We start from the raw sequence: 21607 nt of genomic DNA on the forward strand, positions 1-21607 counted from the left end.
CGCATTAAGGTGCCGTTAACCATGCCTCTTTACCTCTTGGAGAGGATTTGAGCGGGCGGAGCCGTCAATGTCGGACAAGATGCAATTAGTGGTGGCGACGCCTTGCTTCGGCGGGCAGGTGTCGAGCATTTACGCGAGCTCGATCTTCGCGCTGCAGCGTGCCGTCCACGGCATGTCCAATCTCGGGCTCAAGGTGCACTTGCGCGACGGCGATGCGCTGATCACGCGGGCACGGGCCAATCTGGTCGCGATGTTCCTGGACGACCCCCACGCCACGCATTTTCTGTTCATCGACGCCGATATCGGCTTCAAGCCCGAGCAGGTGTTCCGGCTGATCGAATGCGGCGCCGACGTCGTCGCCGGCTGCTATCCGATCAAGCGGGTCAACTGGGACAAGGCGAGGCGAGCGATCCAGGCCGGGCGGACCGACGTGACGGCAGCCTCGCTCGACTACGTGCTCGAGATCGAGGACCCCGACCGCATCGTGGTGGTCAACGGCTTTACCCGCGTGCGCTATGCCGGCACCGGCTTCCTGATGATCCGCCGCCAGGCGCTGGAGGCGATGTGCCGCCATCCGGACTACGCCAATCTGCAATTCTTCCGCGAGCATTCGCACGACACGCTGGCCGCGAGCCAGAACCGGTTCGCGCTGTTCGAATGCATGATCGATCCGGCGACCGGCACTTACCTCTCCGAGGACTTCGCCTTCTGCAAGCGCTGGACCGATATCGGCGGCGAGATCTGGGCCGACATCCAGAGTTCGCTCGACCATGTCGGTCCCTCGGTGTTCCATGGCGACATCGCCTCGCAATTCGCAGCCGCGCCCGCTGCGGCGGCCGACGCGGCGTGAGCCTGTCGGGATGAGCATCGGCGCATCCCGCCCGTCAGACATCGAGCGCGCATCCGAGAGCGGCTCGCGCTATCGTCTGCGCGATCTGTTCACGCCGCTGGATACGTTGCTCGTCTCCGGCGGTGACGGGCGGCTCGCGCTTGATCCGAAAGTGCGCGTCAACGCCTATGGCTGCGGGCCGTCGCCCGAGCCCGAGATCTGGAATTTCGCCTCGTCGACTGCCTCGACGATCTCGCAAAGAGCTTATGAGCGCGCCGCGCTGGCGCGCGAGGAGCTGGTCCACAAATCGTTGTTCGACGAGGTCGAGATCGCCTTCGACCGGCATTGCGAGGACATGCGCGACGAGCTGCGCGACCACTTGCAGCTTTCGCCGCGCGTCGATGTGGTGTTCTCACCTTCGGGCACGGATTCTCAGCTCCACGCTCTGTTCCTTGCCCACGCGGTGCTCGGCGTGCCGCCGGTGACGATCGTGGTCGGCGCCGACCAGACCGGCAGCGGCACTGTTCATACCGCGCGCGGGCGCCATTTCAGCACGATGACGGCGAGCGGCGTTGCGGTGCGCAAGGACGCTGCGATCGCGGGCTTTGCCGGCGATACGATCGCGGTGCCGCTGCTCGACGCGGCCTCCGGTCTCGCGATGCGCGTTGACGTGGATGTGGAGGTCATCCGTGTCATCGAGGCCAGCCTCGCGCAAGGCCGGCGCGTTCTGTTGCACATCATGGATTCGTCAAAGCTCGGCTGGCGTGCACCAAGCGATACCTGTCTCGATGAGATCGTGCGGCGTTGGCCGCGCGAGGTTCAGGTCGTCGTCGATGCCTGCCAGGCGCGGCTCGGCCGCCGCAGGCTGCGGTACTATCTCGACCGCGGCTACATGGTGCTGATGACAGGTTCGAAGTTCTTCGGTGGTCCCGCTTTCAGCGGCGCGTTGCTGCTGCCGAAGGGTCTGTCGCGTGCGCTCGATCGGATTGAAGGGATCGCGCCCGGCTTCTTCGATTATGCCGGCCGCTGCGATTGGCCGATGGCGTGGACGGCGCTGCGCTCGCGCTTCGAACGCCGACCGAATTTCGGCCAATGGCTGCGCTGGGAAGCGGCGCTGGCCGAAATCGGAAGCTACTATGCCGTGCCGGGCGCGTTCCGCGTGAAGACGATGGCCGAGCTCGCCATCGGCATCGACAGCATGATCGCGCTGTCGCCGTCGCTGCGCGCCGTAACGGCACCGGTCGGCACCGCCGATGCCGATGATGAAGAATTTATGCAGCGTTCGATGTTTCCGTTCACTCTCTTGCGCCAGAATAGGCCGGTGTCGATCTCTGATACCAGCGCGGTCTATCGCGCGCTCGCGCGCGACATGAACGATGACATCGGCGGTAGCGCAGCGGACCGGCAGGTCGCAGCCCAGCGCTGTCTCGTCGGCCAGCCGGTGCGGCTGGAGCAGCCCGATGGCGCGCCGCGGGCCGCGTTGCGGCTAGGTGTCGGCGCGCGGCTCGTCACGGACGCCTGGTCGGCCGACAGTGCCCAGGCGCAACGCAATGTGCAGCACATCCTCGATCGCATCGCCCACGTCCTGGTGAAGATCGAGCTGCTGCTTGACCATACCGCCGCTGTGTCGGCGTAGCCCGTATAGGTGTGAGATGTTGCATCCGCTTGCCGCGCCGAACTATGCCGACCGTATCGGCTTTGCGCATTTGACGCGCCAGGCCTTCGAGGGCGTCGATCTGCACCCGCTGCGCGAGCGACTGCTGGCACGGATCGCGGAGGGAACGGCTCTGGCCGGTGAGGGCCTGGATTTGTCTCTTATCGCGCAACTGATGGGCGAGAAGGAAGCCGGCCTCGTGATCCAGTCCGAGGTGCTCTCGTTCCATCAGCTGTTTCGTACCCCCACCGCTGCGCCGAAACCGGGCCTGCGCGTGCTTGCGTTGGCAGCCGACATCGACATGGGCGGCAACACGCCGATCGAATTCCTGCTCGAAGGTTCCGACATCGAGCTCCTGACGCTCTATGTCACCAAGACGTCAGGCCTGCCGGAAACATTGCCCGAGCACGACGTTGCCATCGTGGTCGCTTCCGACTCCGAGGAATGCCGCGAAGCGCTTGCCCTGATCGAAACGGCTGCGCCGCGCTGGCCGCGGCCGCTGCTCAATCGCCCCGAACTGATCGGCAATCTCGATCGCGACAAGTTGTATCGGTTGCTCGCCGACATCCCCGGTCTCGACATTCCCGTGACCGCCCATGCGACGCGTGCACAATTGTCGGCTCTCGCGGCAGGGCGGATTGCCTGCGCGGAGATCACGGACGAACTGCACTTTCCGATGATTGCGCGGCCGCGCGGTACGCATGCCGGTGTTGGACTTGCCAAGCTCGATGATGCCGCTGCGCTCGCGGCCTATCTCGCCGAGCGGCAGGAGCAGGACTTCTTCGTGGCGCGTTTCGTCGACTACGCAAGCCCCGACGGCCTCTATCGCAAGATCCGGCTCACCATGGTCGACGGCAAACCCTATGCCTGCCACATGGCGATCGCCGATCGCTGGGACATCTGGTACCTCAACGCCTACATGGCGTTCAGCGAAGAGAAGCGCGCGGAAGAAGCCATCTTCATGCAGGACTTCGACCGTGCCTTCGCCGCCCGCCACAGGCACGCGCTCGATGAAATGAGCCGGCGTGTCGGGCTCGACTATTTCATCGTCGATTGCGCCGAGAACCAAAACGGCGAGCTCCTGGTGTTCGAGGCCGACAATACCGCGGTCGTCCACAACATGGATTCGCCGGTCGTGTTTCCATACAAGCCGCCGCAGATGCGCAAGATCTTTGCCGCATTCACCGCGATGCTGTCGCGGCGTGCCAAGGGAATTGCAGAAGCGGACGTTGGGACCGCAGCATGAACGAGATCATCCGCAATCCGAAAGCCGGCGTCACGAACGGATCGCTCGATCCGCAGGACTGGAGCGGGTTTCGGAGCCTCGCCCATCGCATGCTGGACGAGGCGATCGACGGCATCGCCAATGTTCGGGCGCGGCCGGTTTGGCAGCCGATCCCCGATGAGGTCCGTGCGGCTGTCCGAACCGACGTGCCACGCGCGGCAACCGATCTCGCTGAAGTCTATCGCGAGTTCTCCGAACATGTTGCGCCTTACGCGACCGGCAATGTTCATCCGGGCTTCATGGGCTGGGTGCATGGCGGCGGCACCGCCGTCGGCATGATCGCGGAGATGCTCGCAGCTGGCCTCAATGCCAATCTCGGCGGGCGTGATCACATGCCGATCGAGGTCGAGCGCCAGATCGTCGAATGGATGCGCGGCCTGTTCGGCTTTCCGCAAGGTGCGAGCGGCATCTTCGTCTCCGGCACGTCGATGGCCAATCTGATGGCGGTGCTGGTGGCGCGCACGAATGCGCTCGGCGCGCTGGCACGGCAGCACGGTATCGGCGGCGACGGTGCGCTGCTCACCGCCTACGCGTCGAAGGCCGCGCATGGCTGCCTCTCCCGCGCGATGGACATCGCTGGCTTCGGCACCGATGCGCTGCGCAAGATCGATGTCGATGCCGACCATCGCATCGACGTCGCCGCCCTGCGCGCGCGCATCGCTGTTGATCGCGAAGTCGGCTTCAAGCCGTTCCTGGTCACGGCGTCGGCCGGCACCGTCGATATCGGTGCGATCGACGATCTCAAGGCGATCGCGGAGCTGTGCCGCGAGGAGGGCATCTGGTTTCACGTCGATGGCGCCTTCGGTGCGCTCGCGATCCTGTCGCCCGAGCTGGCGCCATTGCTCGAGGGCATCGAACTTGCGGATTCGATCGCGCTCGACTTCCACAAATGGGGGCAGGTGCCTTATGATGCCGGCTTCCTGCTGGTGCGCGACGGCGAACGTCACAGGCAGGCGTTCGCGCAGCCGGCGGCTTATCTCAGTCGCGAGGCGAGGGGACTTGCGGCCGGCACTGCCTGGCCTTGCGATCTCGGCCCGGATCTGTCGCGCGGCTTCCGCGCGCTCAAGACCTGGTTCACGCTGAAGACGTTCGGCACAGACCGGCTCGGCGAGGTGATCGCGCGAAGCTGCGCGCTTGCAAGATATCTGGAGACGCGCGTGCTCGCCGAGCCCCGGCTCGAGCTGCTTGCGCCGGTCAATCTCAATATCGTCTGCTTCCGCTACCGTGCCGGCGACGCGGTCAATCGCGAAGTGGTCGCCGATGTGCAGGAATCCGGCATTGCTGCGCCGTCAAGCACGATCCTGGACGGCAAGTTCGCGATCCGCGCCGCGATCGTCAATCATCGTACGGCGGAGAGCGATATCGACGCGCTGGTCGCAGCCGTGATCAGGTTCGGCATGCAGCGGAGCGACGGATTGATCGAGGTCGAGGCGCCGCCGCTCGCGGCGCAGTGATCGCGAGCGGGCCGAAACGACAACGGCCCCGGAGATGATCCGGGGCCGTTGTCGTTTGCGCGAATTTATCGTGGAGATCAGGCCGCGGTGCTGACGTGGCCCTCGGGATGCGCAGCGTTGTATTGGTCGCGCAGCTTCTCCTCGTAGGCGATCAGCTTGCGAGCATCCTTCAGCGCCCGGTAGAGGTCGCCGTTCAGGATGTTGTTGTTGATGCCCTCGATGATCGGCCAGGAGCTCGGTACCGCGGTGACGATGTCGCGCACCAGGTTGAAATAGGTGCCGTGCTGGGTCTGCGGGTCCGGCGAGATGTACATGAGCTGGACCGCCAGATAGACGAGCTTGGCCGGCGTATCGGCGGTCTCAGGCGTGAGGATGTCGCGCTCGCGCAGGATCGGCACGTTCTCGCCGTCGATCAGAAGGCGGGCGCGCTGGTCAGTGTTGGTGATGACGCAGTTGCCGACAATGATCCGTTCGTGCGGCCTGAGCTCGACCTTGAGGGCCATTTGCCTGTTCTCCATCAACGCTTTCGTAACCGAAGCGCATGTTGTGGCGGTGCAGGGCGCGATACTCCCTCAACATTAGTTAACGAGTTCTGAATCCGGGGCGTCGCCACGGAAAAGCTCAATCATATCAATGATGAAATTGCACGGCTGCGCGCCGCTGCCGCTGCGTAGGTGAGCCGAATCACGCCGCGACTCAGCGAAAGCGCCGGTTTCATTTCATGCTTCGTTAGATTCTCGGAGCCACCGTCCGCCGGTCGCTGGGTCAATCAAGATCCCAGGACGCGTAACAGTAGCGTCGTTTACCAGAAAGGTAACACCCAATGTCCGGTATTGTTCTCTCCGCATCGGTTCGCCAGAACCTGCTCTCCCTCCAGTCCACCGCCGATCTTCTCGCCACCACTCAGAACCGTCTGTCGACGGGCAAGAGCGTGAACTCGGCTCTGGACAATCCCACCAACTTCTTCACCGCCCAGTCGCTCGACAACCGCGCCAGCGACATCAACAATCTGCTCGACAACATCGGCAACGGCGTGCAGGTGCTGCAGGCTGCCAACACCGGCATCACCTCGCTGCAGAAGCTCGTCGACTCCGCCAAGTCGATCGCCAACCAGGCGCTGCAGACCACCGTCGGTTACTCCACCAAGTCCAACGTCTCCACCTCGATCTCCGGTGCGACGGCGGCCGACCTGCGTGGCACGACCAGCTTTGCGAGCGCCACCGCAAGCGGCAACGTCGTTTATGACGGCGCCGCCGGCGGCACCACCGCAGCAAGCGGTGCGACGACCCTCGGCGCCACCATCGGCGTTCTGCAGGGAACGGCGGCAACGGCCGGTGACGGCACCACGGCCCTGACCGGCGCCATCACCCTGATCGCCACCAACGGCACCACGGCGACCGGCCTGGGCGCCAACGCCCAGCCCGCCGACGGCGACACGCTGACGGTCAATGGCAAGACCATCACCTTCCGTGCGGGCTCCGCTCCGGCGACGTCAGGCGTTCCGACCGGCTCCGGCGTCAGCGGCAACATCGTCACCGACGGCAATGGCAACTCGACCGTCTATCTCGGTACCGCGGGTACGCCGACCGCGAGCGTCAGCGACCTCTTGACAGCAGTCGACCTCGCCAGCGGCGTCAAGACGGTTTCGATCAGCTCCGGTTCTGCGACGATCGCCACCAGCGTCAACCAGACCGCCTCGAGCGTCGGCGGCGGCAAGGTCTCGCTGGAAAGCTCGACCGGTGCGGATCTGAGCGTGACGGGCAAGGCTGACCTGCTCAAGGCTCTCGGCCTGACCACGTCGGTGGGTGGCGGCAACGCCACCGTCAACGTCAACCGGACCACGAGTTCGGCCTCGCTGGGCGCGACGATCACGGACGGTTCGACGTTGAACGTCGACGGTCACGTCATCACGTTCAAGAACGCGCCGACCCCCGGCACGACCGGTGCTCCGAGCGTTCCGTCCGGCTTCGGTGCGAGCGGCGCGGTCGTCACCGACGGCAACGGCAACTCGACCGTCTACCTGCAGGGCGGCACGGTCAACGACGTGCTGAAGGCGATCGACCTTGCCACCGGCGTGCAGACCGCGACGGTCAACGCCAACGGCACCGCGACGCTTGCGACCGCCACCGGCCAGACCAACTCGTCGATCAACGCCTCGGGTCAGCTGAAGATCTCGACCGGCGTCAACGCCGACCTGTCGGTCACCGGCACCGGCAACGCGCTGAACGTGCTTGGCCTCGCCGGCAACACCGGCACGGCAAGCGCCTTCACCGCGGCTCGTACCTCCGGCGTCGGCGGCATCACCGGCAAGACCTTGACCTTCACCTCCTTCAACGGTGGTACGGCGGTCAACGTTACCTTCGGTGACGGCACCAACGGCACGGTCAAGACGCTCGATCAGCTCAACTCGCAGCTGCAGGCCAACAATCTGTCGGCCACGATCGACGCCAATGGCCGGCTGACGATCTCGACCACCAACGACTACGCGTCCTCGACCATCGGTTCGAGCACCGCAGGTGGTTCGATCGGCGGCACGCTCACCACGTCGCTGACGTTCTCGACGGCTTCGGCGCCTGTTCAGGACACGGTTGCCCAGACGACTCGCGCCAACCTGGTCTCTCAGTATAACAACATCCTGAGCCAGATCGACTCGACCTCGCAGGACTCCTCGTTCAACGGCGTCAACCTGTTGAACGGCGATCAGCTCAAGCTGACGTTCGACGAGACCGGCAAGTCGAGCCTGAACATCACCGGCGTGACCTACAACTCGAAGGGTCTGGGCCTCGCTTCGTTGACCAGCGGTGTCGATTTCATCGACAACGCTGCCACCAACAAGGTGTTGACCAACCTGAACGCCGCGTCGAGCACGCTGCGCTCGGAAGCTTCGAGCCTCGGCTCGAACCTCTCGGTGGTGCAGGTTCGTCAGGACTTCAACAAGAACCTGATCAACGTGCTGCAGACCGGTTCGTCCAACCTGACGCTGGCCGACACCAACGTCGAAGCGGCGAACAGCCAGGCGCTGTCGACCCGCCAGTCGATCGCGGTCTCCGCGCTGTCGCTGGCCAACCAGTCGCAGCAGAGCGTGCTCCAGCTGCTCCGCTAATAGCTGACAGCATCGCTAAGCAGGATCCGGCGGCGGGGCTTCGGCCCCGCCGCTTTCTTTTGTGCCGGCACCGGAGTGCCGCTCGCTCATTGAAGGCGATGCCTTTCAATGCAGCGGATTGCTCACTCTGAGTTATGGTTGACAAGTAGCAAACGCGCTGCGGCTGCACCAAAAAGCATCATTCGATCATGACGATAGAAGTGGGCGCGATCCGGGGGCGATCGCTCACATGGTGAATCCGTGCAAGGACTCGCGCGACACGCTTCATGCTTTGTTAGCCGTCTGCGTTCACCGTCCCGGCATCGATTAATCCTAATCGAAGTTTGTTGCGTTGCGTACCAGAAGGGTAACACTCAATGTCCGGTATCGTTCTCTCATCTTCGGTTCGTCAGAACCTGCTCTCCCTCCAGTCCACCGCCGATCTTCTCGCCACCACTCAGAGCCGTCTGTCGACCGGCAAGAGCGTGAACTCCGCCCTGGACAATCCGACCAACTTCTTCACCGCCCAGTCGCTCGACAACCGCGCCAGCGACATCAACAACCTGCTCGACGGCATCGCCAACGGCGTGCAGGTGCTGCAGGCTGCCAACACCGGCATCACCTCGCTGCAGAAGCTGATCGACAGCGCGAAGTCGATCGCCAACCAGGCGCTGCAGACCACCGTCGGTTACTCCACCAAGTCCAACGTCTCCACCACGATCTCCGGTGCGACGGCGGCCGACCTGCGTGGCACGACCAGCTTTGCCAGCGCCACCGCAAGCAGCAACGTCATTTATGACGGCGCCGCCGGCGGCACCACCGCAGCGAGCGGTGCGACGACCCTCGGGGCCACCATCGGCGTTCTGCAGGGAACGGCGGCAACGGCCGGTGACGGCACCACGGCCCTGACCGGCGCCATCACCCTGATCGCCACCAACGGCACCACGGCGACCGGCCTGGCCGCCAACGCCCAGCCCGCCGACGGCGACACGCTGACCGTGAATGGCAAGACCATCACCTTCCGTGCGGGCTCCGCTCCGGCGACGTCAGGCGTTCCGACCGGCTCCGGCGTCAGTGGCAACATCGTCACCGACGGCAATGGCAACTCGACCGTCTATCTCGGTACCGCGGGTACGCCGACCGCGAGCGTCAGCGACCTCTTGACAGCAGTCGACCTCGCCAGCGGCGTCAAGACGGTTTCGATCAGCTCCGGCGCTGCGACCATCGCCACGAGCGTCAACCAGACCGCCTCGAGCGTCGGCGGCGGCAAGGTCTCGCTGGAAACCTCGACCGGTGCGGACCTGAGCGTGACGGGCAAGGCTGACCTGCTCAAGGCTCTCGGCCTGACCACGTCGGTGGGCGGCGGCAACGCCACCGTCAACGTCAACCGGACCACGAGCTCGGCCTCGCTGGGCGCGACGATCGCTGACGGTTCGACGCTGAACGTCGACGGTCACGTCATCACGTTCAAGAACGCGCCGACCCCCGGCACCACCGGTGCGCCGAGCGTTCCGTCCGGCTTCGGTGCGAGCGGTGCGGTCGTCACCGACGGCAACGGCAACTCGACCGTTTACCTGCAGGGCGGCACCGTCAACGACGTGCTGAAAGCGATCGACCTTGCCACCGGCGTGCAGACCGCGACGGTCAATGCCAACGGCACCGCGACGCTTGCGACGGCCACCGGCCAAACCAACTCGTCGATCAACGCCTCGGGTCAGCTGAAGATCTCGACCGGCGTCAACGCCGATCTGTCGGTCACCGGCACCGGCAATGCGCTGAACGTGCTTGGCCTCGCCGGCAACACCGGCACGGCGAATGCCTTCACCGCGGCGCGTACCTCAGGTGTCGGCGGCATCACCGGCAAGACCTTGACCTTCACCTCCTTCAGCGGCGGCACGGCGGTCAACGTCACCTTCGGCGACGGCACCAACGGCACGGTCAAGACGCTCGATCAGCTCAACTCGCAGCTTCAGGCCAATAACCTGACCGCGACGATCGACGCCAATGGCCGGCTGACGATCTCGACCACCAACGACTACGCGTCCTCGACCATCGGTTCGAGCACCGCAGGTGGTTCGATCGGCGGCACGCTCACCACGGCATTGACGTTCTCGACGGCTTCCACTCCCGTCCAGGATGCGGTTGCGCAGACCTCTCGTGCCAACCTGGTCAACCAGTACAACAACATCCTCCAGCAGATCGACTCGACCTCGCAGGACTCCTCGTTCAACGGCGTCAACCTGTTGAACGGCGACCAGCTCAAGCTGGTGTTCGACGAGACCGGCAAGTCGAGCCTCAGCATCACCGGCGTGACCTACAACTCGAAGGGTCTGGGTCTCGCTGCGTTGACTGGTGGTGTCGACTTCATCGACAACTCCGCCACCAACAAGGTGCTGACCAACCTGAACACCGCGTCGAGCACGCTGCGCTCGGAAGCCTCGGCTCTGGGTTCGAACCTGACGATCGTGCAGGTTCGTCAGGACTTCAACAAGAACCTGATCAACGTGCTGCAGACCGGTTCGTCCAACCTGACGCTGGCCGACACCAACGTCGAAGCGGCGAACAGCCAGGCGCTGTCGACCCGCCAGTCGATCGCGGTCTCCGCGCTGTCGCTGGCCAACCAGTCGCAGCAGAGCGTGCTCCAGCTGCTCCGCTAATAGCTGACAGCATCGCTAAGCAGGATCCGGCGGCGGGGCTTCGGCCCCGCCGCTTTTTTGTCGTCATCAGGTATTCGAGGAGGCGGAGAGCGGCGAAAAAGTAACCAGCGGTTATGGTTAATGGAGCGTAAGCAAGCAAAATCGCCAATGATTTCAGGCCGATTGCGAGGGCTGGGAGCGCGCCCCAATGGTTTATGGTGAACCGATGCTTGGGAGTGCGAGGTTCGTTTCACCCTTTATTAGCCATGTCGGGGCACCCTGGGGCCGTCACTCGATCCAGAAGCGATCGAACGAAGACGCGTAAGCCAGAAGGGTAAGAGTCATGTCCGGTATCGTTCTCTCTGCGTCGGTTCGTCAGAACCTGCTCTCTCTCCAGTCCACCGCCGATCTTCTCGCCACCACACAGAACCGTCTGTCGACCGGCAGGAGCGTCAATTCGGCCCTGGACAATCCCACCAACTTCTTCACCGCACAGTCGCTCGACAACCGCGCCAGCGACATCAACAACCTGCTCGATGGCATCGCCAACGGCGTGCAGGTGCTGCAGGCGGCCAACACCGGCCTGACCTCGCTGCAGAAGCTGATCGACAGCGCCAAGTCGATCGCCAATCAGGCGCTCCAGACCACCGTTGGTTACTCCACCAAATCGAACGTCTCCACCACGATCGCGGGTGCGACAGCGGCCGACCTGCGTGGCACGACCAGCTTTGCCAGCGCCACCGCAAGCAGCAACGTGCTGTATAACGGCACAGCCGGCGGCACCACGGCGGCGGCCGGCACCACCACGCTGGGCGCCACCATCGGCGTTCTGCAGGGAACGGCGGCAACGGCCGGTGACGGCACCACGGCCCTGACCGGCGCCATCACCCTGATCGCCACCAACGGCACCACGGCGACCGGCCTAGGCGCCAACGCCCAGCCCGCCGACGGCGACACGCTGACGGTCAATGGCAAGACCATCACCTTCCGTGCGGGCTCAGCTCCGTCGACGTCAGGCGTTCCGGCTGGTTCTGGCGTCAGTGGCAACATCGTCACCGACGGCAATGGCAACTCGACCGTCTATCTCGGCACCGCGGGTACGCCGACCGCGAGCGTCAGCGACCTCTTGACCGCAGTCGACCTCGCCAGCGGTGTGAAGACGGTCTCGATCAGCGCCGGCGCTGCGACGATCGCCACCAGCGTCAACCAGACGCCTTCAAGCGTCGGCGGCGGCAAGGTCTCGCTGGAAAGCTCGACCGGTGCGGATCTGAGTGTGACGGGCAAGGCCGATCTGCTCAAGGCTCTCGGCCTGACCACCTCTACCGGCGCGGGCAATGCCACCGTCAACGTCAACCGGACCACGAGCGCAGCCTCGCTGGGCGCGACGATCACGGACGGCTCGACGCTGAACGTCGACGGTCACGTCATCACGTTCAAGAACGCGCCGACCCCCGGCACGACCGGTGCTCCGAGCGTTCCGTCCGGCTTCGGTGCGAGCGGCGCGGTCGTCACCGACGGCAACGGCAACTCGACCGTCTACCTGCAGGGCGGCACCGTCAACGACGTGCTGAAGGCGATCGACCTTGCCACAGGCGTGCAGACCGCGACCATCAATGCCAACGGCACCGCGACGCTTGCGACCGCCACCGGCCAGTCGAACTCGACGATCAATACGTCGGGCCAGCTGAAGATCTCGACCGGCATCAATGCCGATCTGTCGATCACCGGCACCGGCAACGCGCTGAACGTCTTCGGTCTCGCCGGCAACACCGGCAACGCCACGGCGTTCTCCGCCGCGCGCACCTCCGGCCTCGGCGGCATCGCGGGCAAGACCTTGACCTTCACCTCCTTCAACGGCGGTACGGCGGTCAACGTTACCTTCGGTGACGGCACCAACGGCACGGTCAAGACGCTCGATCAGCTCAATTCGAAGCTGCAGGCCAACAACCTGTCGGCCACGATCGACGCCAACGGGCTGCTGACCATCACCGCATCCAACGACTATGCGTCCTCGACGCTCGGTTCGGCGGTCGCGGGTGGCACGATCGGCGGCACGCTGACTTCGGCCCTGACCTTCTCGACGGCTTCCACCCCCGTCCAGGATGCGGTTGCGCAGACGGCTCGTGCAAATCTGGTCTCCCAGTACAACAACATCCTGAACCAGATCGACACGACCTCGCAGGACTCCTCGTTCAACGGCGTCAACCTGTTGAACGGCGACCAGCTCAAGCTGGTGTTCGACGAGACCGGCAAGTCGAGCCTGAACATCACCGGCGTGACCTACAACTCCAAGGGTCTGGGCCTCGCCTCACTGACCGTCGGTGTCGATTTCATCGACAACGCGGCGTCCAACCGCGTGCTGACCAACCTGAACGCCGCGTCGAGCACGCTGCGCTCGGAAGCCTCGGCTCTGGGTTCGAACCTCTCGGTGGTGCAGATCCGTCAGGACTTCAACAAGAACCTGATCAACGTGCTGCAGACCGGCTCGTCCAACCTGACGCTGGCCGACACCAACGTCGAAGCGGCGAACAGCCAGGCGCTGTCGACCCGCCAGTCGATCGCGGTCTCCGCGCTGTCGCTGGCCAACACCTCGCAGCAGAGCGTGCTTCAGCTGCTCCGCTAATAAGCGACTGAAATTACTCGATAAAATCGAGCGGTGGGGCTTTCGCCCCACCGCTCTTTCTTGCGTTTGGTGGCAAGGAAAAGCGTACACCAGCCATTAACCCTATCCCTTAAACCGGCGTTAACCATACTTTAAAGGACACGTCCTAAAACTGGACGAAAGCCCGCTTCCAGACCCGCGCGGCCGATTCGTATCCGGTTCAAGAGGAAGACTAGCCAATGTCCAACATCGTTCTCTCGGCGTCAGTTCGCCAGAACCTGTTGTCGCTGCAGTCGACGGCCGACTTGCTGGCCACGACGCAGGAACGGCTGTCGACCGGCAAGAAGGTGAACACCGCGCTCGATAATCCCACCAACTTCTTCACGGCTCAGGGATTGGACAACCGGGCGAGCGACATCAGCAACCTCCTGGACGGCATCAACAACGGTGTGCAGGTGCTGCAGGCGGCCAATACCGGCATCACCTCGCTGCAGAAGCTGATCGATTCGGCGAAATCGATCGCCAACCAGGCGCTCCAGACCACGGTCGGCTACTCCACCAAATCCAACGTCTCCACCACGATCCCGGGTGCAACGCCGGCGGATCTGCGCGGCACGACCTCTTATGCGAGCGCGACCGCAAACAGCAACGTGCTCTATACCGGTGCGGCCGGCGGCGTCACGCCGGTCACGGCGGCAGCGGCGCTCGGCGCCTCGCTGGGGTCGACCGCCGGCACCTTGGCGGGAACCGCGGTGACCGCCGCCGACGGAACCACCGCGCTCGCCGGCACGGCTACGCTGCTTGGCACAACGACATCCAGCACCTTCAGCACGCCGCCGGCGGATGGCGACACCATCACCGTGAACGGCAAGACCATCACCTTCCGGACCGGCCCCGCGCCGGCGACTCAGCCGACCGGCTGGGGCCTGAATGCCAGCGGAAGCATCGCCACCGACGGCAACGGCAACTCGATCGTCTATGAGGGAACGGCGGCCGCTCCGAAGGCGACCGTCAACGACGTGCTCAGCGCGATCGACCTGGCCAGCGGCGTCAAGACCGCGACGATCAGCGCCGGCGCTGCCACGATCGCAACCAGCGGCGCGACCGTCGGCACGATCCAGACGCCGTCTTCCATCACGGCGGGTGTCATCACGCTGAAGAGCTCGACTGGCGCCGATCTGAGCGTGGCGGGCAAAGCCGACTTCCTCCACGCCCTCGGACTGACCGCAGCGACCGGCGCCGGCAATGCCAGCGTGAGTGCGAACCGATCCACGACCTCGGGCTCGCTGGGCTCCCTGGTCCAGGACGGTTCGACGCTGAACGTCGACGGCCACACCATCACCTTCAAGAATGCGCAGACGCCGCAGTCGGCAGCGAGCGTGGCGACCGGGTTTGGCGTCAGCGGCAACGTCGTCACCGACGGCAATGGCAACTCGACCGTCTATCTGCAAAGCGCGAACCTGACCGACCTCTTGAATTCGATCGACCTTGCGACCGGGGTGAAGACCGCGAGCCTCTTCAACGGTACCGCGACGCTCTCCACCACGTCGGGCCAGATTCCGTCGTCGGTGAACTCCAGCGGCCAGCTCTCTATCTCGACCGGCATCAACGCCGACCTCTCGATCACCGGCACCGGCAACGCGCTCAGCGCCTTCGGCCTCAGCGGCAACACCGGAACCGCGACGGCTTTCAGTGCGGCGCGCACCTCCGGTGTTGGTGGCGTCAGCGGCAAGACACTGACCTTCACCTCCTTCAACGGTGGCACGCCCGTCAACGTCACCTTCGGCGACGGTACCAACGGTACGGTCAAGACGCTCGACCAGCTCAACGTCCAGCTTCAGGCCAACCACCTGACGGCGACGATCGATGCCAACGGCGTGCTGACGGTGACCACCGTCAACGAATACGCCTCATCGACGCTCGGCTCGTCCACCGCGGGCGGCACGGTCGGTGGTACGCTCACCGGCGTGCTGGCCTTCACCACCGCGCAGCCGCCGGTGCAGGATCCCGTGGCGCAGACCGCGCGCTCGAGCCTGGTCAGCCAGTTCAACAACATCCTGGCGCAGATCGACACGACCTCGCAGGACTCCTCCTTCAACGGCGTCAACCTGCTGAACGGCGATACGCTGAAGCTGGTCTTCAACGAGACCGGCAGTTCCACGCTCGGAATCAACGGCGTGGTGTTCAACGCCGCCGGTCTCGGCCTCAGCAATCTCGTCCCCGGCACCGATTTCATCGACAACGGCGCGACCAACAAGGTGCTGCAGAGCCTGAACGCGGCCTCGAGCACGTTGCGCTCGGAAGGCTCCTCGCTCGGTTCGAACCTGTCGATCGTGCAGGTGCGCCAGGACTTCTCCAAAAACCTGATCAACGTGCTGCAGACCGGCTCGTCCAACCTGACGCTCGCCGACACCAATGAAGAAGCGGCCAACAGCCAGGCGCTGTCGACCCGCCAGTCGATCGCGGTCTCGGCGCTGTCGCTGGCCAACCAGTCGCAGCAGAGCGTGCTGCAGCTGCTCCGCTAATTCGCGAGCGCAGGAACGAAGCTTGAGATGGCGCGGCGGGGCTAATGCTCCGCCGTTCTTTTGAAGGAGTTCGCTAAGACAAGATTAGCTGCGATCGATGTGCGTGATGCAGTGCAAGTTTACAGCTTGCGTCTCGCGCATTTATCCTCGCGCTAACAAGGACGCCGACCCGTAATAATCCGGAGTCCTTCCAAGCGCACATGTAAGCAAATCTTAAGCGCTACTGCATAGGGTTGGGAAAGAAATCCTTAAGTCCGTTCAACGGGCTAGGAAGCTTCCAAGGTGTGATTGATGTCGAATTCCGCTGCCTCGGCCTACGCGCGTGTTGCAACGACCACCGCATCTCCTCGCGACATCGAGGCGCAGACTCTGCTGAAGGCTGCCAACAAGCTTCAGGACGCGGTCAATGCCGCCGATCCGTTCAGCGAGCAGACCACGCAGGCGCTGCTGTTCAATCGCAAGCTCTGGACCATTTTCCTCAGCGAGGCGATGCGCGACAACAACCCGCAGCCGCTCGACGTCCGGCAGAAGATCGCCAACATCAGCGTGTTCGTGCTGAGCCAGACCGCGGCGCTGCAGATGAGCCCGCAGTTCGATCACTTCCGGCCGCTGATCGAGATCAACCGCAACATCGCTGCCGGTCTGTCCGGCCGGCCGTGACGGAGCGACGTGATGTCGGACATCATGAGCATCCTGTCGTCCGCCTATAAGTCGACCGCGCTTTCGAGCACCACGGGCTCGTCCAAATACGTGCCGGTTGATTCGTCGCTGTATCAGGGCAACTGGAGCGGCACCTACGCCGACGGCAAGACATTTTCGCTCAACATCTCGCAGGTCAACGGGTTCCGCGCGCAGATCCACTATCAGAGCGAGGGGACCTCGCAGTACCAGCAGGTACTAATCAAGGATTCGTCGTTCCGCTTCGGCAACACGAAGTTCACGTTGACGAACTCAGGTGTGGCGCAGATCAAGAACGTCGTCACCGATCCTGCGACGGGTTCGAGCTATCTCGACACCGCCCAGGCCACGCTCGACGGCTGACCGGGAGGCGTTCCTCAAGCGCTGAGATCCGTGTTGAGCGGACGCGAGGGCTCCGACTTCAAATCCAGTGCGTGGAAATAGGCTCGCCGGCGCAGTATCGCCTCGTCGGGAAATTGATTGACCACTGCGTCGGTCTTTTCGTTGACGACCTGGAAGACCATTGACGCGGCCGCCTGGTCGAACACGACCTGACGCGAGATGTTCGCGTTGCTCTGCAGATCATTGCTCGCAGGCGCGCCCGTATCGCTCGCGGCGACCGTCTGGCGCACCGGCAAATCGGTTTGCACGGCATCGTTCGCCGCCGAATTCGACGTCGTTACGATCTGTACGGGGGCCGGGATCCCCACCGGCCTGATGCTGAAATCTGTACTCATGGCAGCCTCCTGGTTGCCTTGCGTGAGTCAAATCCCAACCCCTCTCAATGCGCAACCATGGAACACCAGGATTGAAGACCCGGTTAGGAAACGTGCCTAACCGCGCGACGCTTTTGCCGCGCGGTTTTTCGTAAAATTTGAAGTAGTCTAGGTGTGGCTAGAGCGTGCGGCTGACCGCAAGCGGCGTGTTGTGACGGGGGCCCGGCGTGGCCCGGCGGCCTGCTGCGGTATAGGTGTTCGGCACGTTGCGCTTCTGGATCTCGGTGTTGACGCCGCGCACGACACTTTCCGAGACAGCATGAGCGGTCGCTAGCACGGTGAGGTTGACCTGAAGCATGGCGCGGAAGGCGTCGTGGTGCCGGTGCAAGGTCGACAGCAGCTCGGGCGCCGATTTTGCAAGCTTGTCCTGGTTCGCCTTCAACTGGCCGACGGCGGCGACATAGCGCTGTGACAGCTCCTGCTTCTTGCCTTCCATCGTCATTGCATCGCGGACCTTGCCGGCGCGGACCAGCTCGGTCTCGCGCTCGATCAGGCCGAGCAAGGCGTTCATCGCATCCATCAGATCTTCGGCGAGCTTGCGCGCCTCGGCGCTGCCGGGCGTATTGTTCGGGCGTTGCGCTGGCATCGGCTGACGTGACGCGTTGAAGTGGTTCATCTCGTTTGACCTTATGCCGTACGAAGAGTGGTTTTGGCCTGCTGCATGATCAAGGTCCGATAGACGTCGCGGGCGATGCCGACGCCACCGGCACTGGCGAAGTTCTTGGAGTATTGCTCGGTCAGCATCGAGCGCCACACGCCGGTGCCCGGGGTGTCGCCGAACGGACCTTCGCCCTTCAGGCCCGACGTCATCTGTGCGAACATGCTGTTGAGGAACATGCCTTCGAAATCGGTCGCGGTCTTCTGCGCCTTGGCCTGCTGCTGCGGCGAGACCTTCTGAAGCGCTGCGGCGAGCTCGAAGTCAGGCCGGCCGTTGCGGCTCTCTACCGAGAATGCCGGGTTCGGGGAGAGGGCGGCGGTGGCGAGATGTGCTGAGTTGATCATGCCGGTCTGCATCACATCACCTCGATGTCGGCTTCGATCGCGCCGGCGGCCTTGATCGCCTGCAGGATGCTGATCAGGTCGCGCGGGCCGATGCCGAGCCCGTTGAGGCCGTCGACGAGCTGTTGCAGCGAGACACCGTCCTTGACGACGGCGAACTTCTTGCCGTCCTCGGTGACGCCGACGCTGGAGCGCGGCGTGACCACGGTCCGGCCCCGCGATAGCGGGTTGGGCTGGCTCACTTGCGGACTCTCGGAGATCGTGACCGTGAGGTTGCCCTGCGCGACCGCGACGGTGGCGACACGGACGTCGCGGCCCATCACGATGATGCCCGAGCGCTCGTCGATGACGATCTTGGCGGCGAGGTCGGGATCGACCTGAAGCTGCTCGATCTCGGTCAGGAAGGCGACCACGTTGCCCTTGAACTCCGGCGGGATCGTCAGCTGCACCGTCGAGGGATCGATCGGCTCGGCACTCTTGACGCCGAGATAGTCGTTGATCGCGGACGCAATGCGCTTGGCGGTGGTGAAGTCGGCGTTGCGCAGCGCCAGCCTTACGTTCGGCAGCCGATTGAGCGCGAACTCGATCTCGCGCTCGATGATGGCGCCGTTGGCAATGCGGCCCACGGTCGGAACACCGCGCACGATTTTCGCCGCTTCGCCTTCGGCCTGGAAGCCGGAGATCGCGAGCGAGCCCTGCGCGACCGCATAGACGTTGCCGTCGGCACCTAACAGGGGAGTGACGAGCAGGGTGCCGCCACGCAGATCCTTGGCATCGCCAAGCGCGGAGACGGTGACGTCCATGCGCGTGCCTTGCGTTGCGAAGGGCGGCAGGTTGCCGGTCACCATCACGGCGGCGACGTTTCCGGTACGGATCGTGGCGCCGCGGATGTTGACGCCCATGCGTTCCAGCATCGCTTGCAGCGACTGCTTGGTGAATGGGATGTTGTTGAGGGTGTCGCCGGTGCCGTTGAGGCCGACGACGAGGCCGTAGCCGATGAGCTGGTTCTGCCGCACGCCTTCGATATTGGCGAGATCCTTGATGCGCGAGGTCGCGTTTGCGGACGCGACCGAGAGCGCCAGCGCTGACAGCGCGGCACAGGCCACCACAAAAATCCTCACCCAACGAACGCCTGGCATCCTCTGCTCCCCAGGGCTCCCGAAGAGCCTCCTCACACCTCGGACCATCCGCGACACTCCCATGACGAGCTGGTCCGACGCTGTCCTTGCCAGTGCTGTGCCAACGCGAGGCAGAGTTGTTAGGTGATTGAATAGGTTGAGTAAATTTGTTTCCTCCGATGTCAGCGGCTGTTGTCGCTGAGGAGCGAAACTGCCGTGTGTCGGCAGATTTTGCCGGGCCGTTTACGCGTCGTTAACCATAATGCGGCGAATGTGGCGCATCGATCACCCGGATTGCTTCGATGCGCATCTACGGACCGAATGGCACCACGCTTGGAACGCCGGCGAGCCAGGCCAAGCGGACCGGCTCCGGCACCTTCGTGCTGCCGGACACCTCGTCGGCGCAGGAAACGCGCGCCGCCGCCGCACCGAAGGCCACCGCCAACATCGATGCGCTGCTCGCGCTGCAAGGCATCGAGGAAGATCCGGTCGAGCGTCGCAAACGCTCGGTCGCCCGCGGCAAGACCGCGCTCGACGTGCTCGACGATCTCAAGATGGGATTGTTGTCGGGCAATCTCGACGCCTCGACCGTGATGCGGCTGCGCGACGCGGCGGCGAACCTGAAATCGTCCTCCGGCGACCCTGGCCTCGATTCCGTGCTGTCGGAGATCGAGCTGCGCGTCGAGGTCGAACTGGCCAAGGCCGGGCAGGGCTGATCATTGCGACGGGTCTGCTTGTTGTCGCGCGCACCTACGCCGCTTCCTCCTTCTGCTGCGCGTCGTAGCGGCGCTGGGCGGCGAGCACGTCTTTCAGATTCTCCTCGGCCCAATCGCGCAGCGGATCGACCGCGGCGGCGAGTGTCACGCCGAGCTGGGTGATCGAATATTCAACCGTGACAGGCACGGTCGCGATGGCGCGGCGCTTGAGCAGGCCGTCGCGTTCGAGCGATTTGAGAACCTGGCTCAGCATCTTCTGCGAGATGCCTTCAATCGTGCGACGCAACTGATTGAAGCGCATCGGCTCCTCGCGCAGCAGCAACAGGATCAGCACGGCCCATTTGTCGCCGACACGATCGAGGATCTGGCGCGTTGGGCACTCGGCAGCATAGACGTTGGGTTTCATCTCGGTTTCTCGCGCTTTGCTTGGCTTGGCATCTGTTGTTGCCGGTTACTCCTGCGTAATCAGGTAAGCACATAGTGCTCTCTTAACACCAACATTCTTTGCGATATCTAGTAACCGTTAGTTACTATAGAAGCAAAGGAGCCTTCCATGAAAATCGCAGTCGCCGGCGCCTCGGGCCGGGCCGGGTCGGAAATCACCAAGGAACTGTCCCGCCGTGGCCATACGGTCACCGCCATTGCCCGGAACCCGGAGAAGATCGCGGCGCTGCCGAACGTCACCCCAACCAAGGGAGATGTGTTCGACCAAGCCGGTCTGACGAAACTCTGGACCGGGCACGACATCGCGGTGAGTTCCGTCCACTTCCTGGCCAGCGACCCGCACAAGCTGATTGGCGCGGCCAAAGCGTCCGGCATCGGACGCTATCTGGTTGTTGGCGGCGCCGGCAGCCTGGAGGTCGCTCCAAACGTCAAACTGGTCACAACTCCGGGTTTTCCGGCCCAATACAAGGCCGAAGCGGAGGCAGGGTCCGCGTTCCTGGACCTGCTGCGGCAGGAAAAAGACCTGAACTGGACCTTCATCTCGCCCTCGGCGCTGTTCGTCGAGGAGGCGCGGACTGGCAAGTTCCGGCTCGGCACCGACCGGCTTCTCGCAGATGCGAACGGCAAGAGCTGGATCAGCTTCGCCGACTACGCGATCGCACTTGCCGATGAGATCGAGAAGCCAGCCCATCAAAGGCAGCGTTTCACGGTCGGTTACTAGGGTTTTGGCCGCCCCCGGGTCCTCCAGGATAAACCTTCCTGTGCAAGGGCTTGGGGGCGGTAACTGCGCCATTAAGGAAATATTGTCT

General features: G+C 63.9%; 18 protein-coding genes. 12 read left to right on the forward strand and 6 right to left on the reverse strand.

The genetic code is table 11. The features are described 5' to 3' along the window. Positions 1-67 precede the first annotated feature (67 nt). Genes XH91_RS12205 through XH91_RS12220 form a run of 4 tightly spaced genes read left to right on the forward strand, consistent with a single transcriptional unit; the run spans position 68 to position 5222 of the window. Positions 68-850, forward strand: coding sequence for a hypothetical protein (locus tag XH91_RS12205; protein WP_128950831.1), 783 nt, complete (start codon positions 68-70; stop codon positions 848-850). Between the two features lie 10 nt (positions 851-860). Further along, positions 861-2465, forward strand: a complete 1605-nt coding sequence (locus tag XH91_RS12210; protein ID WP_164938277.1) for a hypothetical protein — start codon at positions 861-863, stop codon at positions 2463-2465. Positions 2466-2481: 16 nt separating this feature from the next. Beyond that, on the forward strand, positions 2482-3729 hold the full coding sequence (locus XH91_RS12215) for an ATP-grasp domain-containing protein (RefSeq protein ID WP_128950833.1): 1248 nt from the start codon (positions 2482-2484) through the stop codon (positions 3727-3729). Next, on the forward strand, positions 3726-5222 hold the full coding sequence (locus XH91_RS12220; protein WP_128950834.1) for a pyridoxal phosphate-dependent decarboxylase family protein: 1497 nt from the start codon (positions 3726-3728) through the stop codon (positions 5220-5222). The genes XH91_RS12215 and XH91_RS12220 overlap by 4 nt, the downstream gene beginning before the upstream one ends. 77 nt (positions 5223-5299) lie before the next feature. Here XH91_RS12220 and flbT read toward each other — a convergent pair whose 3' ends face one another. Next, positions 5300-5725: a flagellar biosynthesis repressor FlbT gene (flbT, locus tag XH91_RS12225; protein WP_128950835.1), complete on the reverse strand. Its 426-nt coding sequence runs from the start codon at positions 5723-5725 to the stop codon at positions 5300-5302. Positions 5726-6045: 320 nt separating this feature from the next. Between flbT and XH91_RS12230 the strand changes: the two genes are divergently transcribed. The 6 genes from XH91_RS12230 (at position 6046) to XH91_RS12255 (ending at position 17108) form a co-directional block, all read left to right on the forward strand. After that, positions 6046-8325 carry a DUF1522 domain-containing protein gene (locus XH91_RS12230; RefSeq protein WP_128950836.1) on the forward strand — a complete coding sequence of 760 codons (2280 nt, stop codon included), beginning with the start codon at positions 6046-6048 and terminating at the stop codon, positions 8323-8325. Positions 8326-8681: 356 nt separating this feature from the next. Further along, positions 8682-10961, forward strand: coding sequence for a DUF1522 domain-containing protein (locus XH91_RS12235; protein ID WP_128950837.1), 2280 nt, complete (start codon positions 8682-8684; stop codon positions 10959-10961). 322 nt (positions 10962-11283) lie between these two features. Continuing rightward, positions 11284-13563 (forward strand): DUF1522 domain-containing protein, encoded by a 2280-nt coding sequence (locus tag XH91_RS12240; RefSeq protein WP_128950838.1) that lies wholly within the window; start codon positions 11284-11286, stop codon positions 13561-13563. Positions 13564-13781: 218 nt separating this feature from the next. Beyond that, on the forward strand, positions 13782-16067 hold the full coding sequence (locus tag XH91_RS12245; protein ID WP_128950839.1) for a DUF1522 domain-containing protein: 2286 nt from the start codon (positions 13782-13784) through the stop codon (positions 16065-16067). A 291-nt stretch (positions 16068-16358) separates the two neighbouring features. Beyond that, positions 16359-16727, forward strand: a complete 369-nt coding sequence (flaF, locus tag XH91_RS12250; RefSeq protein WP_057747396.1) for a flagellar biosynthesis regulator FlaF — start codon at positions 16359-16361, stop codon at positions 16725-16727. A gap of 12 nt (positions 16728-16739) precedes the next feature. After that, positions 16740-17108: a hypothetical protein gene (locus XH91_RS12255; RefSeq protein WP_128950840.1), complete on the forward strand. Its 369-nt coding sequence runs from the start codon at positions 16740-16742 to the stop codon at positions 17106-17108. A gap of 14 nt (positions 17109-17122) precedes the next feature. Here XH91_RS12255 and XH91_RS12260 read toward each other — a convergent pair whose 3' ends face one another. The 4 genes from XH91_RS12260 to XH91_RS12275 all read right to left on the reverse strand — a co-directional run bounded on the left by XH91_RS12260 (position 17123) and on the right by XH91_RS12275 (position 19659). Next, the gene (locus XH91_RS12260; protein ID WP_128950841.1) at positions 17123-17482 is read right to left on the reverse strand and encodes a hypothetical protein; all 360 of its coding nucleotides are present in this window, start codon (positions 17480-17482) and stop codon (positions 17123-17125) included. A gap of 157 nt (positions 17483-17639) precedes the next feature. Beyond that, the gene (locus XH91_RS12265) at positions 17640-18137 is read right to left on the reverse strand and encodes an MCP four helix bundle domain-containing protein (RefSeq protein ID WP_128950842.1); all 498 of its coding nucleotides are present in this window, start codon (positions 18135-18137) and stop codon (positions 17640-17642) included. An 11-nt stretch (positions 18138-18148) separates the two neighbouring features. Beyond that, entirely contained in the window at positions 18149-18535 is a 387-nt protein-coding gene (gene flgJ / locus XH91_RS12270; RefSeq protein WP_164933709.1) for a flagellar assembly peptidoglycan hydrolase FlgJ, read from the reverse strand. Continuing rightward, on the reverse strand, positions 18535-19659 hold the full coding sequence (locus XH91_RS12275; protein ID WP_164933708.1) for a flagellar basal body P-ring protein FlgI: 1125 nt from the start codon (positions 19657-19659) through the stop codon (positions 18535-18537). Before XH91_RS12275 ends, flgJ begins: the two co-directional genes overlap by 1 nt. A 281-nt stretch (positions 19660-19940) precedes the next feature. Here XH91_RS12275 and XH91_RS12280 point away from each other — a divergent pair, with 281 nt between their 5' ends. After that, positions 19941-20354 carry a flagellar assembly protein FliX gene (locus tag XH91_RS12280; RefSeq protein ID WP_128950845.1) on the forward strand — a complete coding sequence of 138 codons (414 nt, stop codon included), beginning with the start codon at positions 19941-19943 and terminating at the stop codon, positions 20352-20354. 34 nt (positions 20355-20388) lie between these two features. On the opposite strand, the gene XH91_RS12285 is transcribed toward XH91_RS12280, so the two are convergent. Continuing rightward, on the reverse strand, positions 20389-20760 hold the full coding sequence (locus XH91_RS12285) for a winged helix-turn-helix transcriptional regulator (RefSeq protein WP_057747390.1): 372 nt from the start codon (positions 20758-20760) through the stop codon (positions 20389-20391). 147 nt (positions 20761-20907) lie between these two features. Here XH91_RS12285 and XH91_RS12290 point away from each other — a divergent pair, with 147 nt between their 5' ends. Then, positions 20908-21519 (forward strand): NAD(P)-dependent oxidoreductase, encoded by a 612-nt coding sequence (locus XH91_RS12290; protein WP_128950846.1) that lies wholly within the window; start codon positions 20908-20910, stop codon positions 21517-21519. The last annotated feature ends 88 nt before the right edge of the window (positions 21520-21607 follow it).

It is taken from the genome of Bradyrhizobium guangzhouense (assembly GCF_004114955.1).
In the GTDB taxonomy this organism is placed as follows: Bacteria; Pseudomonadota; Alphaproteobacteria; order Rhizobiales; family Xanthobacteraceae; genus Bradyrhizobium; species Bradyrhizobium guangzhouense.

Coding starts and splice junctions, on each gene's coding strand:
- XH91_RS12205 (WP_128950831.1), top strand. CDS start 68: ATGTCGGACAAGATGCAATTAGTGGTGGCGACGCCTTGCTTCGGCGGG.
- XH91_RS12210 (WP_164938277.1), top strand. CDS start 861: ATGAGCATCGGCGCATCCCGCCCGTCAGACATCGAGCGCGCATCCGAG.
- XH91_RS12215 (WP_128950833.1), top strand. CDS start 2,482: ATGTTGCATCCGCTTGCCGCGCCGAACTATGCCGACCGTATCGGCTTT.
- XH91_RS12220 (WP_128950834.1), top strand. CDS start 3,726: ATGAACGAGATCATCCGCAATCCGAAAGCCGGCGTCACGAACGGATCG.
- flbT (WP_128950835.1), bottom strand. CDS start 5,725: ATGGCCCTCAAGGTCGAGCTCAGGCCGCACGAACGGATCATTGTCGGC.
- XH91_RS12230 (WP_128950836.1), top strand. CDS start 6,046: ATGTCCGGTATTGTTCTCTCCGCATCGGTTCGCCAGAACCTGCTCTCC.
- XH91_RS12235 (WP_128950837.1), top strand. CDS start 8,682: ATGTCCGGTATCGTTCTCTCATCTTCGGTTCGTCAGAACCTGCTCTCC.
- XH91_RS12240 (WP_128950838.1), top strand. CDS start 11,284: ATGTCCGGTATCGTTCTCTCTGCGTCGGTTCGTCAGAACCTGCTCTCT.
- XH91_RS12245 (WP_128950839.1), top strand. CDS start 13,782: ATGTCCAACATCGTTCTCTCGGCGTCAGTTCGCCAGAACCTGTTGTCG.
- flaF (WP_057747396.1), top strand. CDS start 16,359: ATGTCGAATTCCGCTGCCTCGGCCTACGCGCGTGTTGCAACGACCACC.
- XH91_RS12255 (WP_128950840.1), top strand. CDS start 16,740: ATGTCGGACATCATGAGCATCCTGTCGTCCGCCTATAAGTCGACCGCG.
- XH91_RS12260 (WP_128950841.1), bottom strand. CDS start 17,482: ATGAGTACAGATTTCAGCATCAGGCCGGTGGGGATCCCGGCCCCCGTA.
- XH91_RS12265 (WP_128950842.1), bottom strand. CDS start 18,137: ATGAACCACTTCAACGCGTCACGTCAGCCGATGCCAGCGCAACGCCCG.
- flgJ (WP_164933709.1), bottom strand. CDS start 18,535: ATGCAGACCGGCATGATCAACTCAGCACATCTCGCCACCGCCGCCCTC.
- XH91_RS12275 (WP_164933708.1), bottom strand. CDS start 19,659: ATGCCAGGCGTTCGTTGGGTGAGGATTTTTGTGGTGGCCTGTGCCGCG.
- XH91_RS12280 (WP_128950845.1), top strand. CDS start 19,941: ATGCGCATCTACGGACCGAATGGCACCACGCTTGGAACGCCGGCGAGC.
- XH91_RS12285 (WP_057747390.1), bottom strand. CDS start 20,760: ATGAAACCCAACGTCTATGCTGCCGAGTGCCCAACGCGCCAGATCCTC.
- XH91_RS12290 (WP_128950846.1), top strand. CDS start 20,908: ATGAAAATCGCAGTCGCCGGCGCCTCGGGCCGGGCCGGGTCGGAAATC.